The sequence below is a fragment of the Faecalicatena fissicatena genome, from assembly GCF_016900595.1.
GTDB lineage: Bacteria > Bacillota > Clostridia > Lachnospirales > Lachnospiraceae > Claveliimonas > Claveliimonas intestinigallinarum.
Genome location: NZ_JACLYY010000003.1, coordinates 54,613 through 69,323, shown reverse-complemented (window position 1 = coordinate 69,323; position 14,711 = coordinate 54,613). Strand labels below are relative to the sequence as shown.

At 53.2% G+C, this 14,711-nt stretch carries 13 protein-coding genes and 1 pseudogene; 3 read left to right on the top strand and 11 right to left on the bottom strand.

Annotated elements, in window-relative coordinates; genetic code table 11:
- Positions 1–7 precede the first annotated feature (7 nt).
- The 8 genes from H7U36_RS04090 to argC form a co-directional block, all read right to left on the bottom strand.
- Positions 8–697, bottom strand: coding sequence for a response regulator transcription factor (locus H7U36_RS04090; protein WP_138303523.1), 690 nt, complete (start codon positions 695–697; stop codon positions 8–10).
- A 36-nt stretch (positions 698–733) separates the two neighbouring features.
- Entirely contained in the window at positions 734–1,390 is a 657-nt protein-coding gene (locus tag H7U36_RS04085) for a helix-hairpin-helix domain-containing protein (RefSeq protein ID WP_033125072.1), read from the bottom strand.
- A gap of 67 nt (positions 1,391–1,457) precedes the next feature.
- A complete protein-coding gene (locus H7U36_RS04080) occupies positions 1,458–1,889 on the bottom strand; it encodes a DMT family transporter (RefSeq protein WP_033125071.1) in 432 nt (143 codons plus the stop codon).
- Positions 1,890–1,998: 109 nt separating this feature from the next.
- Positions 1,999–3,177 carry an aspartate aminotransferase family protein gene (locus H7U36_RS04075; RefSeq protein WP_033125070.1) on the bottom strand — a complete coding sequence of 393 codons (1,179 nt, stop codon included), beginning with the start codon at positions 3,175–3,177 and terminating at the stop codon, positions 1,999–2,001.
- Positions 3,167–4,066 carry an acetylglutamate kinase gene (argB, locus tag H7U36_RS04070; protein ID WP_138303527.1) on the bottom strand — a complete coding sequence of 300 codons (900 nt, stop codon included), beginning with the start codon at positions 4,064–4,066 and terminating at the stop codon, positions 3,167–3,169. Before argB ends, H7U36_RS04075 begins: the two co-directional genes overlap by 11 nt.
- Before the next feature lie 5 nt (positions 4,067–4,071).
- A complete protein-coding gene (gene argJ, locus H7U36_RS04065; RefSeq protein ID WP_191428405.1) occupies positions 4,072–5,295 on the bottom strand; it encodes a bifunctional glutamate N-acetyltransferase/amino-acid acetyltransferase ArgJ in 1,224 nt (407 codons plus the stop codon).
- A gap of 34 nt (positions 5,296–5,329) precedes the next feature.
- Positions 5,330–5,779, bottom strand: a complete 450-nt coding sequence (locus H7U36_RS04060) for a GNAT family N-acetyltransferase (protein ID WP_033125067.1) — start codon at positions 5,777–5,779, stop codon at positions 5,330–5,332.
- Positions 5,780–5,792: 13 nt separating this feature from the next.
- Positions 5,793–6,833 carry an N-acetyl-gamma-glutamyl-phosphate reductase gene (gene argC / locus H7U36_RS04055; protein ID WP_205155739.1) on the bottom strand — a complete coding sequence of 347 codons (1,041 nt, stop codon included), beginning with the start codon at positions 6,831–6,833 and terminating at the stop codon, positions 5,793–5,795.
- A 432-nt stretch (positions 6,834–7,265) separates the two neighbouring features.
- Between argC and H7U36_RS04050 the strand changes: the two genes are divergently transcribed.
- Positions 7,266–8,498, top strand: coding sequence for an argininosuccinate synthase (locus tag H7U36_RS04050; RefSeq protein ID WP_033125065.1), 1,233 nt, complete (start codon positions 7,266–7,268; stop codon positions 8,496–8,498).
- Positions 8,499–8,768: 270 nt separating this feature from the next.
- Here the strand turns inward: H7U36_RS04050 and H7U36_RS04045 are convergent, their stop codons facing one another.
- Genes H7U36_RS04045 through H7U36_RS04035 form a run of 3 tightly spaced genes read right to left on the bottom strand, consistent with a single transcriptional unit; the run spans position 8,769 to position 13,579 of the window.
- Positions 8,769–10,184, bottom strand: a complete 1,416-nt coding sequence (locus H7U36_RS04045) for an APC family permease (protein ID WP_330637028.1) — start codon at positions 10,182–10,184, stop codon at positions 8,769–8,771.
- Between the two features lie 24 nt (positions 10,185–10,208).
- Complete coding sequence (locus H7U36_RS04040) at positions 10,209–12,257, bottom strand: CocE/NonD family hydrolase (protein WP_205155738.1); 2,049 nt, start codon at positions 12,255–12,257, stop codon at positions 10,209–10,211.
- 41 nt (positions 12,258–12,298) lie between these two features.
- Positions 12,299–13,579 (bottom strand): MFS transporter, encoded by a 1,281-nt coding sequence (locus tag H7U36_RS04035; protein ID WP_033125063.1) that lies wholly within the window; start codon positions 13,577–13,579, stop codon positions 12,299–12,301.
- 381 nt (positions 13,580–13,960) lie between these two features.
- Between H7U36_RS04035 and H7U36_RS15535 the strand changes: the two are divergent.
- A pseudogene (locus H7U36_RS15535) lies at positions 13,961–14,155 on the top strand (helix-turn-helix domain-containing protein); the annotation flags it as partial.
- Between the two features lie 45 nt (positions 14,156–14,200).
- Positions 14,201–14,653 carry a hypothetical protein gene (locus H7U36_RS04030; protein WP_242842814.1) on the top strand — a complete coding sequence of 151 codons (453 nt, stop codon included), beginning with the start codon at positions 14,201–14,203 and terminating at the stop codon, positions 14,651–14,653.
- Positions 14,654–14,711 lie beyond the last annotated feature (58 nt).

Here is a 14,711-nt window from a genome sequence, read left to right as displayed (position 1 = left end):
ATATAATCTAACCCCTGAAATAGTAACCAACTCCCCACTTTGTGTACACGTATTTCGGATCGCTGGGCTGCGCCTCGATCTTCTCCCTGAGCCTTCGGATATGTACATCCACTGTGCGCACGTCGCCCGGGTACTCGTAGCCCCACACAAGGTTCAGCAGATTCTCCCGGCTGTACACCTTATTCGGATGGGTAGCCAGAAGCTCCAGAAGGTCGAACTCCTTGGCAGTCAGGTTAATCTCCCGATCACCGATCACCACTCTGCGGCTCTCGCAGTCAATCTTCATATCTCCCTTGACCACCAGCTTTCCGTCTTCCTTCTGATCCTTCTTCTTCCCTGTGCGGCGAATGATGGCCTTGATCCTGGCCTTCACCTCCAGGATGTTGAAGGGCTTGGTGATATAGTCGTCAGCCCCGTACTCCAGCCCCAGGATCTTGTCCATGTCCTCTCCCTTGGCGGTCAGCATGATGATAGGGACGTCCGAGTACTCCCGAATCTGTCTGCACACCTCAAAGCCGTCATGCTTGGGCAGCATGACGTCCAGGAGGATAATGTCGTATGTATTTTCGGCGGCCAGCTTTAAGGCCTCCTCCCCGTCGTAAGCGCAGTCCACTTCCATGTCGTCCTGCTCCAGACTGAACCGTATTCCCTTCACGATCAGTTTTTCATCGTCCACAACCAATACTTTCCAACCCATAATGTCTCCCTTAGCTTTTTTGTTCTTCTTCTGTCATCACACAGTGATCTCATCCTTCAGCTTCTCGTAGATGCCTTCCTTGATGCCGTCCACCTTCATAATATCCTCCGGCGCTTGGAAAGCTCCCTCTTCCTCCCGGTAGGTGATAATGGCCTCCGCCCGGGTCTGTCCGATCCCCGTGAGGGTCATCAGCTCCTCCAGACCAGCGGTGTTCAGGTTCACCTTTCCTCCGCCCTGCTCCCGGGAAGAAGACGCCGCCCCCCAGGAGTCGTCCTGAGGAAACGTGCCCGCCTCTGCCTCCTCCTTTGAGGGGACATAGATCTTCTGTCCGTCCTCCGCCTGCTGGGCCAGGTTCAGGCTCTCCGGGCTGGCCCCCTCCAGAGTGCCTCCGGCCCTCTCTATGGCCTGGTACACGCGGGCCCCCGCAGACAGCTCATAGACGCCCGGGGCGGCCACCTGGCCGCACACATAGACAAAGATGGCGTCAGTCTCCTGTTCCGGCTCCTGCCCCTTCTCCCGGGTCTCCTCACCTGTCTTCTCCGGGGAGTCCTCCTCGCCTGAAGAGGCCTCCTCCCCGTCTTCTTCCAGAGAGATCTCCTCTATGCCGGAGGTCTCTTCCTTCTTTTCACATCCGTTTAAACAGCCGGTCAGGATCACAAGAATCCAGAGAACCGCTGTCAGTCTTCTACGCATAATTTACTCCTTTACAGCCGTATCCCAGCTGCGGACACCCCTCTTATGCTTAGATAAAGCCATTGTACTATTTCCACTGAAAAATTGCAACTCCAATCAGAGCCAGGGCCATGCCTCCCACCTTCCGCCATTCCAGGGGCTCCTTCTCCACACCAAAAAGCCCTGCCAGCTCGATGAGATAGGCCACGATGAGCTGGGCGATGACGATGAGAAGAGCCGCCTTTGCAGGCCCCAGCTGCTCCATGCTGCGGATGACAGTCCAGGTGATCCCCGCCCCGATGACGCCTCCCAGGAGCATATATTTCGGTTCCACCCGGGCGATGGCCCCAAAGCTGTCCCTCCCCGCAAAGAACCAGACCCCCAGACAGACCGCCAGGGCAGAGAACTGCACCCAGGCATTGCTCACATACTCCCCCGTGGTCTTGGTGACCTGGGTGTTAAATACGCCCTGCACACTCATGAGGGCGCCCGACAATAGTGCAATAAAAAAGCCGGCCATAGAAAATCACTTCCTTCCTCTTGATCAGAAGTTAGTATTTCCCACAGCCAGCCTGTATATTCCGCCGAAATCTGTATTTATCCGGTCATTTTCTTTTGTGGATCTTCTCCTAGAGCGCCTTCTCCAGCTTTTCGATCATCTCGTCCACATGCTCCTCCGTGATCACAAGGGGCGGAACCATGCGGAGCACATTTCCCCCGGCGGTGATGACAAGAAGCCCCTCCTTCTGCGCCTTCACCACGACCTCGCCCACCGGCACGTTCAGGACAAGGCCCTGCATCAGGCCCTTTCCTCTGCGCAGCTTCACGGACTCTTTGCGCTCTGCCAGGGCGTCCAGCTGCTTCTCCAGGTAGGCTCCCACCTGCTTCACGTGATCGCAGAGCTTTTCCTTTTCAAAAATGTCCAGCACTGCGCTGACCGCCGCGCACACAAAGGGATTTCCCCCGTAGGTGGTGCCGTGGTCTCCCGGAGCCAGGGACTTCTCCGCCACCTTCTCTGTCATGGCAAAGGCACCCACCGGGACGCCGCCGCCGATGGCCTTGGCCATAGCCATGATGTCCGGCTTCACGCCATAGTCCTGCCAGGCGAACATGGTGCCTGTGCGCCCCATACCGCACTGGATCTCATCCAGGATGAGGAGCACATTGTTCTCATCGCAGAGCTTCCTCACGCCCTGCAGGAATTCCGGGTCAATGGGATAGATGCCTCCCTCGCCCTGGAGTGTCTCCATGATCACCGCGCAGGTGTGCCCGTTCATCTGCTCCTTCACGCTGTCCAGGTCATTGTACCGGGCAAATCGCACGCCCCCTATAAGGGGCTCAAAGGGAGTCCGGTATGCCTCGTTGCCTGTCACAGCCACAGCCCCCATGGTGCGCCCGTGGAAGGAGTGCTCCATGGCGATAAACTCATACCGGCCGGAGCCCTCTGTGTAGGCGTATTTTCTGGCCGCCTTCAGGGCTCCCTCTATGGCCTCGGTGCCGCTGTTTGTAAAGAAAACCCGGTCCATCTGAGCCGCCTTTGTCAGCTTTTGGGCCGCCTCAGCCGCCGGTTTGCTGTAGTACAGGTTGGAGGTGTGGAGCAGGGTGTCCACCTGGTTCTTCAGAGCCTCTGTGTACTCCTTGTGGCCGTAGCCAAGTCCGCACACAGCGATGCCTGCGGCAAAGTCCAGGTATTTTTTCCCCTCCGTGTCATACAGGTACACGCCCTCGCCCCTCTCCAGGACGATGGGATACCGGTTGTAGGTGTGCAGGAGCGACTGCTCCGCCTCGTCGATCCATTTATTTGTCATTGTAAAATCTGCTCCCTTCATCGTCTAAGATGGCGGTTCCGATTCCTCTGTTGGTGAAAATCTCCAGCAGGAGGCAGTGGGGGATCCTGCCGTCCAGGATATGCACTCTGGAAACGCCGTTTTCAATTGCGTCGATACAGTTGTTCAGCTTGGGAAGCATGCCGCCTCCGATGTAGCCCTCCTCCATCAGCTTTCTGGCCTCAGACACCTTCAGCTCCGAGATCAGTGTCTCCGGGTCCTTGGGATCCTTGTAGACACCTTCAATGTCTGTCAGGAAGGCCAGCTTCTCCGCATGCATGGCCCTGGCGATGGCGCAGGCCGCGTCGTCCGCGTTGATGTTGTAGGTGTTGTTCCTGTCGTCCAGTCCCACAGGGCACACGATGGGGAGGAAATCCTTCTCCAGCAGATCCCATAGGATGTCCGCGTTCACTTCCCTCACATCTCCCACAAAGCCGATGTCCTGGCCGTCGGAGAGCTTCTTTGTCACCCGCAGGAGGCCTCCGTCCTTTCCGCTGATGCCGATGGCCCGCACGCCCAGGCCCTCCACGAACTGGACCAGCTCTTTATTTACCTTTCCAAGAACCATCTCCGCCAGCTCCATGGTGGCCGCGTCGGTCACCCGCAGACCGTTGACAAAATGGGGCTCCATGCCCACCTTGCCCACCCAGCGGCTGATCTCCTTTCCGCCGCCGTGGACGATGATGGGCTTAAAGCCCACCAGCTTCAGCAGGGTCACGTCCTGAATCACTCTCTCCTTGAGGGTCTCGTCCACCATGGCGCTGCCGCCGTATTTCACAACAATGACTTTCCGGTTAAACCGCTGGATGTAGGGGAGGGCCTCGATGAGCACCTCCGCCTTGTCCAGATATTTCTGCATATTGTTATCCATTTTTTTTAGCTCCTGTAATCCGCGTTGATTTCAATGTATCCGTGTGTCAGGTCGCAGCCCCAGGCGGAGGCGCTCTCCTGTCCCAGCTTCACGTCCGCGATGGCTGTCACCTCCGGCTGGGAGAGGATTTTCGTTGCCTCCTCCTCGCTGTAGTCCACAGCCGTGCCGTTCTCTATGATCTGGATTTTGCCTGCCTGGCTCTCAAAGAAGAGGTCCACCTTTTCCGGGTCAAACTGGGCGCCGGAGTAGCCCATGGCGCAGAGGATCCTTCCCCAGTTGGCGTCGTGGCCCGCGATGGCTGTCTTGGTCAGATTGGAGCAGACGATGGATTTGGCCAGCACCTTTGCCTGCTCCTTGCTCTCGGCTCCGATGACCTTGGCCTCGAAGAGGGCTGTGGCACCTTCTCCATCCCCGGCGATCTTCTTTGCCAGGTACTCGTTGATCACGTGGAGAGCTGCCTTGAACTCCTGGTATTCCGGCGTACCGCAGGTGATCTCCTCGTTTTCCGCCATCCCGTTGGCCAGCAGGAGCACCGTGTCGTTGGTGGAGGTATCCCCGTCCACGGAGATCATATTGTATGTATCCGGCACATCCTCACTGAGAGCGCTCTGGAGAGCCTCCTTTGTGATGACTGCGTCTGTTGTGATAAAGGAGAGCATAGTGCACATGTTGGGATGGATCATTCCGGAGCCCTTTGCCATGCCGCCGATGGTGACGGTCTTATCCTTCACCTGGATAGTGACAGCAATCTCCTTCTCCTTTGTGTCTGTAGTCATGATGGCCCTGGCTGCCTCCGTGCCGGCCTCCAGGGTGGACGCCTTTTTCGGGGCCAGAGCCTCAATGCCGGCCTTCAGCTTTTCAATGGGCATCTGCTTTCCGATCACGCCGGTGGAGCCGATGAGCACTCCGGCCGGGTCAATGCCCAGCACCTCTCCGGCCTTGTCCGCCGTGTCCTTGCAATAGCCGAAGCCCTCCGCTCCTGTGCAGGCATTAGCAATTCCTGAGTTTACAATGATAGCCTGTGATTTCTTTCCACTCTTTACCACCTGCTGGTCCCACTTTACGGGAGCTGCCTTTACTACATTTGTGGTAAAGGTTCCTGCTGTCACGCAGGGCACCTGGCTGTAGATCAGGGCCATATCCGTGCGGTCCTTGTACTTCAGCCCTGCAGCCGCGCAGGCTGCCTCAAATCCTTTTGCCGCGGTCACGCCGCCTTCTATTCTCTCCATGTTATCCACCTTCCCCTGAAAATATTTTTCTTTATTACTGTTCATTGAACGCCGTGATGTTGGCGTCATTCAGCACGAAATCGTAGTAGTTCAGATCTTCTCTCTCTGTCCAGCCGATGGTGTTCCAGAAGGCATTTCCGATGTCATTTTTTGTAAATGCAATAAGACAGACCTTGTTGATCTTCTCCGCCTTCAGGGCCTCCATGGCCCTCACCACCATGGCCTTTCCTATGCCGTGGCGCCGGTAGGCCTCGTCCACGCACACGTGGTAGAGACAGCCTCTCCTGCCGTCATGTCCGCACAGGATGCTGCCCACGATCTTCCCGTCCTTCTCCGCCACTACACTGGTGGTGGGATTTCTCATAAGGAAGCGCTCCACGCCCTCCCTGGAGTCGTCAATGCTCCGGATACCGAAGCCCTTGATCTGCTTCCAGAGGTGGTACACCTCCTCGTAATCATCTATTGTCATTTCCCGGATTGTCATGTCTGGTTACCTCCTATGGGAACATGGGCACAAGATCCAGCCCTGTATCCTCGGTCAGTCCGAAGGCCAGGTTCATGTTCTGCACCGCCTGTCCGGCCGCTCCTTTCACAAGATTGTCAATGGCTCCGATCATGATGATGCGGCCTGTCCTCTCATCGATCTTAAAGCCGATGTCCACGTAATTGCTGCCCTCCACCCACTTGGTTTCTGGGTAGACGCCCTCATCCAGAAGGCGGATGAATTTCTCATCCTTATAATATTTCTCGTACACGGCCTTCACGTCCTCATAGCTCACATCCTTTGTCAGCTTCGCGTACTCTGTGGCCAGGATGCCCCGGTTCATGGGTACCAGATGAGGCGTAAAGTTCAGCACCACCGGGTGTCCGCAGGCGTAGCCGAGCTGCTCCTCAATCTCCGGAGTGTGCCTGTGGGAGGCGATGCCGTAGGCCTTCATGTTTTCATTGACCTCACAGAAGAGGTTGGGCACCTTGACCCCTCTCCCTGCGCCGGAGGTGCCGGACTTGGCGTCAATGATGAGAGTGTCCATGTCGATGAGCCCCTCCTTCGCCAGAGGGTAGGCCGTCAGGATGGAGCAGGTGGTGTAGCAGCCCGGGTTTGCGATGAGCCGGGCCTTCTTCACATCCTCCCTGTTGATCTCGCACAGGCCGTAGACTGCCTCCTTTATAAACTCCGGGCTCTTGTGTTCTATGCCGTACCACTTCTCGTAGGTAGCCACGTCCTTGATTCGGAAATCCGCGCTCAGGTCAATGATCTTCACCTTGCTTAGGATGTCCTCATTGACAAGGGAAGCGCACAGTCCCTGGGGGGTGGCTGTGAAGATCACGTCCGCCGCCGCTGCCAGCTCGTCCATGTTGTCATCCATGCAGACCGCGTCCACGATCTGGAACATATTCTGGTACACACTTGCGTACTTCTTATCTATATAGCTCCTGGAGCCGTACCACACGATCTCGGCGTCCTTATGTCCCATCAGGATGCGGACCAGCTCTGCTCCCGCGTATCCGGTGGAACCGATAATTCCTGCTCTTATCATCTTTCGCATATCCTTTCTTATTAAAATAGAATAACACTTGTTAAAGTTTATACCACTTTTCTTTCTGTGTAAAGTGGATTGCCGGAACTTTTTCCCCGCTGTACGTTTGTACTGCATGATTATACATCCATAATGAATATTATGCAAGTTTTTTCTGTCATTATTTCCTGTGCCCCTCCTGTTTCCCTCTGTTCGCCCAGCGTTCCCTGCTCCCGCGCGCTCTCGTCTATCCCTCATTTTTATGCGGTTTCTCCCGGCGCAATCGGATTTTTTCCAAAAGCTTTGTATAATATACACTAAAATTCGTTTTTTTTGCATTACACTTGCATAATTATAAAATATGGTGTATAGTAAACCTTGCGATTTAGGTTATTTTAAGCGCGGCTCACAGCAGCGCAGAAAAATGAAAATACATTTCAGGAGGAAAATGCAATGAAAGAAAAAGTGGTACTTGCCTATTCAGGCGGACTTGACACAACAGCCGTCATCCCGTGGCTGAAGGAGACATTCGGATACGATGTTATCTGCTGCTGCGTGAACTGCGGACAGGGCGAAGAGCTGGACGGTCTGGAGGAGAGAGCGAAGATGTCCGGCGCTTCCAAATTATATATAGAAGATATTGTGGATGATTTCTGCGACAATTACATTGTTCCCTGCGTGCAGGCCCACGCAGTGTACGAGAACAAATACCTTATCGGCACGGCCATGGCCCGCCCCGCCATCACAAAGCGACTCGTTGAGATCGCAAGGAAGGAAGGCGCTGTTGCCATCTGCCACGGCGCCACAGGAAAAGGAAACGATCAGATCCGCTTTGAGCTGGCCATCAAGGCTCTGGCTCCGGACATCAAGATCATCGCCCCCTGGCGGATGACAGATCTTTGGACCATGCAGTCCAGGGAGGACGAGATCGAGTACTGCCGCCAGCACGGCATCGACCTTCCCTTTGACGCAAAGCACAGCTACAGCCGTGACCGCAACCTGTGGCACATCAGCCACGAGGGCCTGGAGCTGGAGGATCCGGCCAACGAGCCAAACTACGATGATCTTTTAGTCCTCACTGTACCTCCGGAGAAGGCACCGGACGAGCCGGAGTATGTGACTATGACATTTGAAAAGGGTGTTCCAAAGAGCATTAACGGCGTTGAGATGAAGGTTTCCGACATCATCCGCAAGCTGAACGAGCTGGGCGGCAAGCACGGCATCGGCATCATTGACATTGTAGAGAACCGTGTAGTGGGTATGAAGTCCCGCGGCGTCTACGAGACCCCTGGCGGAACTATCCTCTATGAGGCGCACCAGCAGCTTGAGGAGCTAGTTCTGGACCGCGCCACAACGGAAATGAAAAAGGAAATGGGCGACAAGCTGGCCCAGGTCGTATACGAGGGCAAGTGGTTCACACCCCTCCGGGAGGCCATTCAGGCATTCGTGGAGAGCACCCAGGAGTATGTGACCGGCGAAGTCAAATTCAAGCTCTACAAGGGCAACATCATCAAGGCCGGCACCACCTCCCCCTACTCACTGTACAGCGAGTCCCTGGCAAGCTTCACAACAGGCGATATGTATGACCACCACGACGCTGACGGCTTCATCACCCTGTTCGGGCTTCCGCTCAAGGTCCGCGCCCTGAAGATGCAGGAGATGAAAAAGCAAAGCGAGAGTAAATAATGAATTGGGGACGTAATGCTTTACAAAAGTGTTACGTCTCAAACTAATCCAACTGGTGTATAATTGTGTCAAACCACCACTGTGTTCACACACAATTTCCACTCATATCGTGATTAACCTGAAAAAAGCAAGAGCTTCTTCCGCGTAATACGTGAGAAACTCTTGCTTTTTTCGTGATACCAATCAAAACAGGCGGAGTCGCAACCGATTATATTTGACACAATTACACACCAGTTAGTCTAAATCCAGACGTAATACTTTTGCAAAGTGTTACGTCCCCATTTTGTTCTCCAGCCCGGATCGCTTCCAAAGCCACAGGCCGGACAACAGTACGAACAGCGCGCCGCCGATCAGCTCAATCTCGCAAATGATGTTCTCACCTGTTGTGGACATCACCGGTAGGGCGGAGCATACGATGGCGATCCCGCAGATCACCAGCTCTGAATACCCAAGGAAGCAGCCCCACTTTTTATTTGTCGTCATCTGATACAGCTCCGGCTTATCCTCTTTTTCCTTCTTTATCTTAATGTACGCTGCAAACAGCAGCACATAGGGGAACAGGGATGTCAGCGCTGTCATGGTGACGAGCACGTTGTAGATGGTCTCCACTGCCGAAAAAAGATTGACTCCCGCCAGGAGCACTGTAATCAGCACAGCCTGGAACAGGATGGCTTTCTCCGGCACATCGTACTGGTTTTTCTTCATGAACTTATCCGAGAAGATCCCCGGCTCTGAATAGCCAAACAGCATCTTCACCGGCTGCACAATGTACAGGACAAGAGCTCCCAGAACAGACAGGGCGATACCAAACGCCAGGATCTGCACAAGAACCTGCGGCACTCCAAGGAGCTCACTTGCCTTTGCCAGAGCATCCAGTGTGCCTGTATAGGCGAAGATCTCCGAGGTGGGAAGCAGCATAGTCATGCAGACAGCTCCCACAACATAGAGCACGCAGATCAATCCCGCCGCGATCATGATAGCCCGTGGATAATCCTTCTGGGGGTTTTTCATGTCGGACACAAAGTTGGCTGTAAATTCCGCCCCTGTGTAGGCAAATGTAATGCCGGATATAGCCACAAGAGAATTCATATTCATTTTCGGCGTCAGCGTAGACACCGTGTACTCGGAAGCGCTGGGGGCAGCCTTCAGGACAACTACGGCCAGAATGGCCATGCCGATCAGAAAAATGGTCGGTATCACCGACCCGAAGGCCCCCACGCTTGTAAAGTATTTTCCAAGCTTCATGCCCCTCATACTGACAAAGGACAGCCCCCAGATCACCACCAGCGACATGATCAGCACAAATGGCTTATTGTCCGCCAGTTCCGGCTTCCCGATCATGTAGCTGATGTTAATGGCCAGAAAGGTCAGGAAGGAGGCGTACCAGAAGATCAGAGCTGTCCAGTGCATCCAGGACACGAGAAATCCGTACTTTGTTCCAAACGCGATCTTCACCCAGTCATTGAGTCCCCCATCTGTGGGATAGGCCGAGGCCAGCTCCGCACACATCAGCGCCTGTGGGATGAAAAAGATCAGCATAAAAATGACCCACATGGGGATTGCCCCCAACCCCAGGCCAAAGCTGTCTGAGGTTGATTTGGCAATCCATCTGATCCCGTAGAGTGCGGAGACATTCATCAACACAAGTTCCTTAAAACTGATTTTTTTATACTTGATGGTCCTCACCCCTTTCGGTTCTGTCTTCTGTCCTTAAAGACCGTTTCTCTTTACTTTATAATCGTAATCCCGGTGGAACACATGCTCCCCATTGATGGATGCATCCATATAGCCGGTGATGTAGAAGTTTTCCAGATCCGCAGTCTGGGTCACCACGATATCGCAGTCCGTAAGCCAGCCCTCCCGTCCGTTCTTCATCTTCTGATAAATTGTATATTTCGCTGAGAGGGGATTCTTGTTGCTCATGGTCAGCTCCCTCTTCAGATTGTGCTCTACAACTGTGCCGATATCGTCAAAGCGGTACACGCCCTCTCCGAACACTCCTCCCACGCCATCAGTGATGGAGGTCCACGTATCCGTGATCAGATCATATGTGATCTGCCGGTCCACATGTCCCGGCGAGAGTGTAGTCATTGGTGTGAGCGGCGCGCATCTTGCCTCCATGTCCGGTCCCTTGGCATCCTTTCCCTTAAACAGGGGCAGGGAAAATTTGGCAGTGGACAGATCCAGCTTCAGCGTAGCAAGCTCCGGCGATGGCCATATCATGGGCCAGAAGGAATTGGCAATGGCAAGTCTGATCCTGTGGCCGGCAGGGAAATTGTGTCCGCACACATCCAGCTGCACCCTGGCCTTATATTTCTTGCCCGGCTCCAGATAAACCACCTTCTCGTGGCCCTCCAGATGGGTCAGGTTCATCAGCCCATAGGACACTCTCGTGGCCGCTCCGTCGGGATGGATGTCACAGAGCTCAGCGTAGAGGAAGGCGTTTGGCTTATCGCTGGTAAGCTCCACCTCAAATTCCGGATAGCCTAATATTTCCACCTCTTCCTTTAAAATGTCAGAGTCAAATACCATGGCCATACCGTCGTCCACCCGCATATCGGCCGGGCTCTCTCCCGGAACTCCAGCTCCCATCCACTCGTTGGCCAGAAGCCCGTGATTGGGAAGGGTGCACAGATCCACCACTTCCTCCTTCGTGTTTGCCTCCTCCTGGAGATGTCCGTAGGTCATGGACAGCGTCTTTGTCTCCACATCCGCAGAGGGCCATTTGTCCAGTGCCACCCAACGGCCATCGCTGACAGGGTGTACCGTCTCCGGCTTCATGCTGTCTTCCAGCCATACCTGTACCATAGGGCAGTCCAGTGTATCATTGTCAATGCCTTTGAGCCATTTATCCCACCACTTTGTAGCCTCTCCCAGAAAATCGATGGCTGGCTGGGGAGCCCCGTCATGGGCAAACACGTGGGCCCAGGGTCCGATAAGCGCCTTTCTCGGAACGCTCAGCCCCTCCATCAGGGTGAGCACGCTGTTTGTGTAGGAGTCAGCCCATCCGTCCAGGGCAAAGACCGGCACCTTGATGTCATCGTAGTTCACGCTGACTGAGCCGTGCTTCCAGTAGTCATCCCTTGTCTGATGCTCCAGCCAGTTAGCCGGCCACAGAGGCATCTCCTCCAGGCGCCGGATAGACTCCTCATACCAGGTGTCCGGCTTGATCTCAGAGTCAATGGCACGGCACATGTAGGCCAGCATAATGTTGCCCCACCAGAAATTGTCATTCAGCAGACAGCCGCCTTTATAGTGAATATCCTGAGTATATCTGTCATCCACAAAGCCCACGCAGATAATAGCCTTCAGCCCTTTTGGCTGTCTCGCCGCCACCTGCAGGGAGTTAAAGCCGCTCCACGATTTTCCCATCATTCCCACATTACCGTCGCACCAGGTCTGCTGGGCAATCCACTCGATGCACTCCACCGCATCATCCTGCTCCTGCTTCAGATACTCATCGTAAAAGCACTGGTCAGACTCTCCCGCGCCCCGCATGTCCACGCGGACCACATTGTATCCCATGCCGGCGAAAAATCCGTACATGGGCTCGTCCCGCCCTCTCATGCCGTCCCGCTTGCGGTAGGGCTGGGTCTCAAACACTGTGGGCAACGGCTTGTCTGTCTTTGGATGCCAGACGCGGGCAGACAGCCTGCACCCGTCTGACATGGTGATCCACTGGTTCTCGATCACATCCCACTCATAGGGGAACTCCTCTCTCTTCATCACCCGTTTTGCTTTTGGTTCTACTTTTGCCATATTCACGAACCTCCTTTATTAATAAATATATGAAAATAGTTTTAGATTTCCTCACTTTTGGCCGCTGCCGGCTTTTTCGCATATTTTTTTGTCCAGATAACAGCCACGATGAGACCGATAATGCCCATCGCGATCATATACATATGGTTCAGGTGATAGCCTTGGTATCCCGGATATGTATCCAACAGCTTTCCTGCGATGGTGTAGCTCAGTACCTCTGGCAGATAGCCGAATGTGGATGCCATGCCGATAGCCACTCCTCCCAGCTCCACCGGGATTCCCGCCTCTGAGATAAAGGAAAAATACAGTCCGAAGTTGGAGAACATACCCGCATATACAAGCACGCAGGCTGCCACAACAAGGATCATCCTCGTGTCAGAGCTCATTCTTCCCGTCATATCCATGATGATCACTCCGGCTACCATGAGAACGTATCCCACGATCATGGTCTTGCTCTTTCCCACCTTATCCCCTGCAAACCCGCCGATGGTAGCGGCAAAGGGGCGAATATACTGAGACATGACTGTCAGGATCGCCGCAATCACAGCCGTAACTCCGATGATATTGCTGGCGTACGGTGTAAAATAGTAGGAAGACATATTAAATGTATAGCTTGTGTAGATCATAATAATGATCAGCCACATAACAGGCATTTTCAGGACGCTCAGGATCTGTTTGAAGGAAACCTGCTGTGAGGAGCCTGTCTCATCCACTGTATCCGGCTCCTTCAGGATAAATATAAAGATGATACCCACGATCAATGGCGCCAGGGAATAGAACCAGATGATGGCATCAATTCCCATATAGGGCATTGCCCTCGCCTCGAACACGCCGAAGATCGCAGTTGCCACAGCCAGATGCGCCGCATTGAACACGCCCCGGCCTCCCTCGAAAATGCCATAAGCCCTGCTCTGCTCCTCGTCCGTCGCCTGGATCCTTACAATCTTCATCAGGGCCGGCCAAAAGGTCAGGAGCGAGGTCACGCCCCACAGTCCGTAAATAGCCGCCAACGCGTAGAAGTCGCTCACCACCAGATGCAGAAGTCCTCCAAGACCTGTGGCAATCATGGAGAAAATCAGCAGCTTCTTCGCCTTGATCTTGTCCGCCAGAACCCCTCCTATAACATAGGAAAACACGCCGAGGAGGCCATAGGCGCTCCCCAGAAGTCCCATCTGCGTGTTGGTCAGATTATACATATTCTGATAGGTGTCATAATAGTAGGAGCGAAAATAGGGAAGTCCGTAAATAATCGATCCGGCAAATGCCAGCAAAAGGATCGTTCCCAGATTTTTCTTGTAGCCTTGTTTGGCCTCTTTAGCCATCCATACCGCCTCCATTCCAATCTCTCATTTTCATGTGTTCATATGCGCCGCGCCTCTTTTTTTACAAAGATCTTTACAAAGATTATAGCTTTATTGATAACAAATTCACAAATCCGGTCTTTTTCGTATTACGAAATTTTGTTCCCCACAAATTCTATTAAAGAGATAATTATTTGGCTTTTCATCTCCCTCCCTTCAATTTTCAATTTATTTTTATCGTTTTTCATCTATTTTTCTCAATATAGGATAGGAAACACTATTTTTAGTCAACTTTATCCATTCCGCTTTTATTTTCCCAAAAAACATTTGTCCATCTCACTGTTTATATGGTAAAATCTGTATTAAAATGAAGATTGTTTTTATGCAGAGAGGAATGATCGTATGAATTCTGGTTCTTTTTACACAACCTTAGGTCAGAAGCTCCGGGCCAGACGCCGGGCCAAGCATTTGACCTTAAATGATCTGGCAGAAAAATTGAACAAAAGTACAGCCACTATATCCAAATACGAAAAAGGGGAAATATTCATCAGTATTGACACTCTTGTAGACATCTGCAGAATCCTCAATATCGAAATCTCCTCCCTGTTGCCCGACACCTGCGTAACAGAGGATTCAAATGATTTGACACGATATCAAAAATATTTTTCAGAGCAGCTCTATCTCTACTGGTTTAACGGGGAGAAAAATAAACTGCAGAAGGCAGTTCTCATCAACCAGAAAATGTCCTTCAAGTCTACCATGTATTACGATGTGGCAGACACGGCAAACTATTATGATGCCAACTATGTCTATGACGGAAGGGTATCCTACACGGATTCCTGCATTGATTTTATCCTGAGCTGCACAGAGCCGCCATTTGACACCCTCACCCTCCGGGTTTCATCCCTGAACCGGCACACCTCCTACAAGATCGGTCTTCTCACGACCATCAGCTATTTCTACCAGAATATCGCCATGAAGGTCATTGTCTCGGAGACACCGCTGCCGGAGGACGAGGCGCTTATCTCCTCCCTGCGCCTGACGCCGGAAGAGCTGAAAAATATCAAGCGCACCAATTTCTTCTATGCGCAGTAAATTAGCGCTTGCTAAACACAAGAGGGGCTGCCTCTGAATAGCAATTCAGGACAGCCCC

Coding starts and splice junctions, on each gene's coding strand:
- H7U36_RS04090 (WP_138303523.1), bottom strand. CDS start 697: ATGGGTTGGAAAGTATTGGTTGTGGACGATGAAAAACTGATCGTGAAG.
- H7U36_RS04085 (WP_033125072.1), bottom strand. CDS start 1,390: ATGCGTAGAAGACTGACAGCGGTTCTCTGGATTCTTGTGATCCTGACC.
- H7U36_RS04080 (WP_033125071.1), bottom strand. CDS start 1,889: ATGGCCGGCTTTTTTATTGCACTATTGTCGGGCGCCCTCATGAGTGTG.
- H7U36_RS04075 (WP_033125070.1), bottom strand. CDS start 3,177: ATGACAAATAAATGGATCGACGAGGCGGAGCAGTCGCTCCTGCACACC.
- argB (WP_138303527.1), bottom strand. CDS start 4,066: ATGGATAACAATATGCAGAAATATCTGGACAAGGCGGAGGTGCTCATC.
- argJ (WP_191428405.1), bottom strand. CDS start 5,295: ATGGAGAGAATAGAAGGCGGCGTGACCGCGGCAAAAGGATTTGAGGCA.
- H7U36_RS04060 (WP_033125067.1), bottom strand. CDS start 5,779: ATGACAATCCGGGAAATGACAATAGATGATTACGAGGAGGTGTACCAC.
- argC (WP_205155739.1), bottom strand. CDS start 6,833: ATGATAAGAGCAGGAATTATCGGTTCCACCGGATACGCGGGAGCAGAG.
- H7U36_RS04050 (WP_033125065.1), top strand. CDS start 7,266: ATGAAAGAAAAAGTGGTACTTGCCTATTCAGGCGGACTTGACACAACA.
- H7U36_RS04040 (WP_205155738.1), bottom strand. CDS start 12,257: ATGGCAAAAGTAGAACCAAAAGCAAAACGGGTGATGAAGAGAGAGGAG.
- H7U36_RS04035 (WP_033125063.1), bottom strand. CDS start 13,579: ATGGCTAAAGAGGCCAAACAAGGCTACAAGAAAAATCTGGGAACGATC.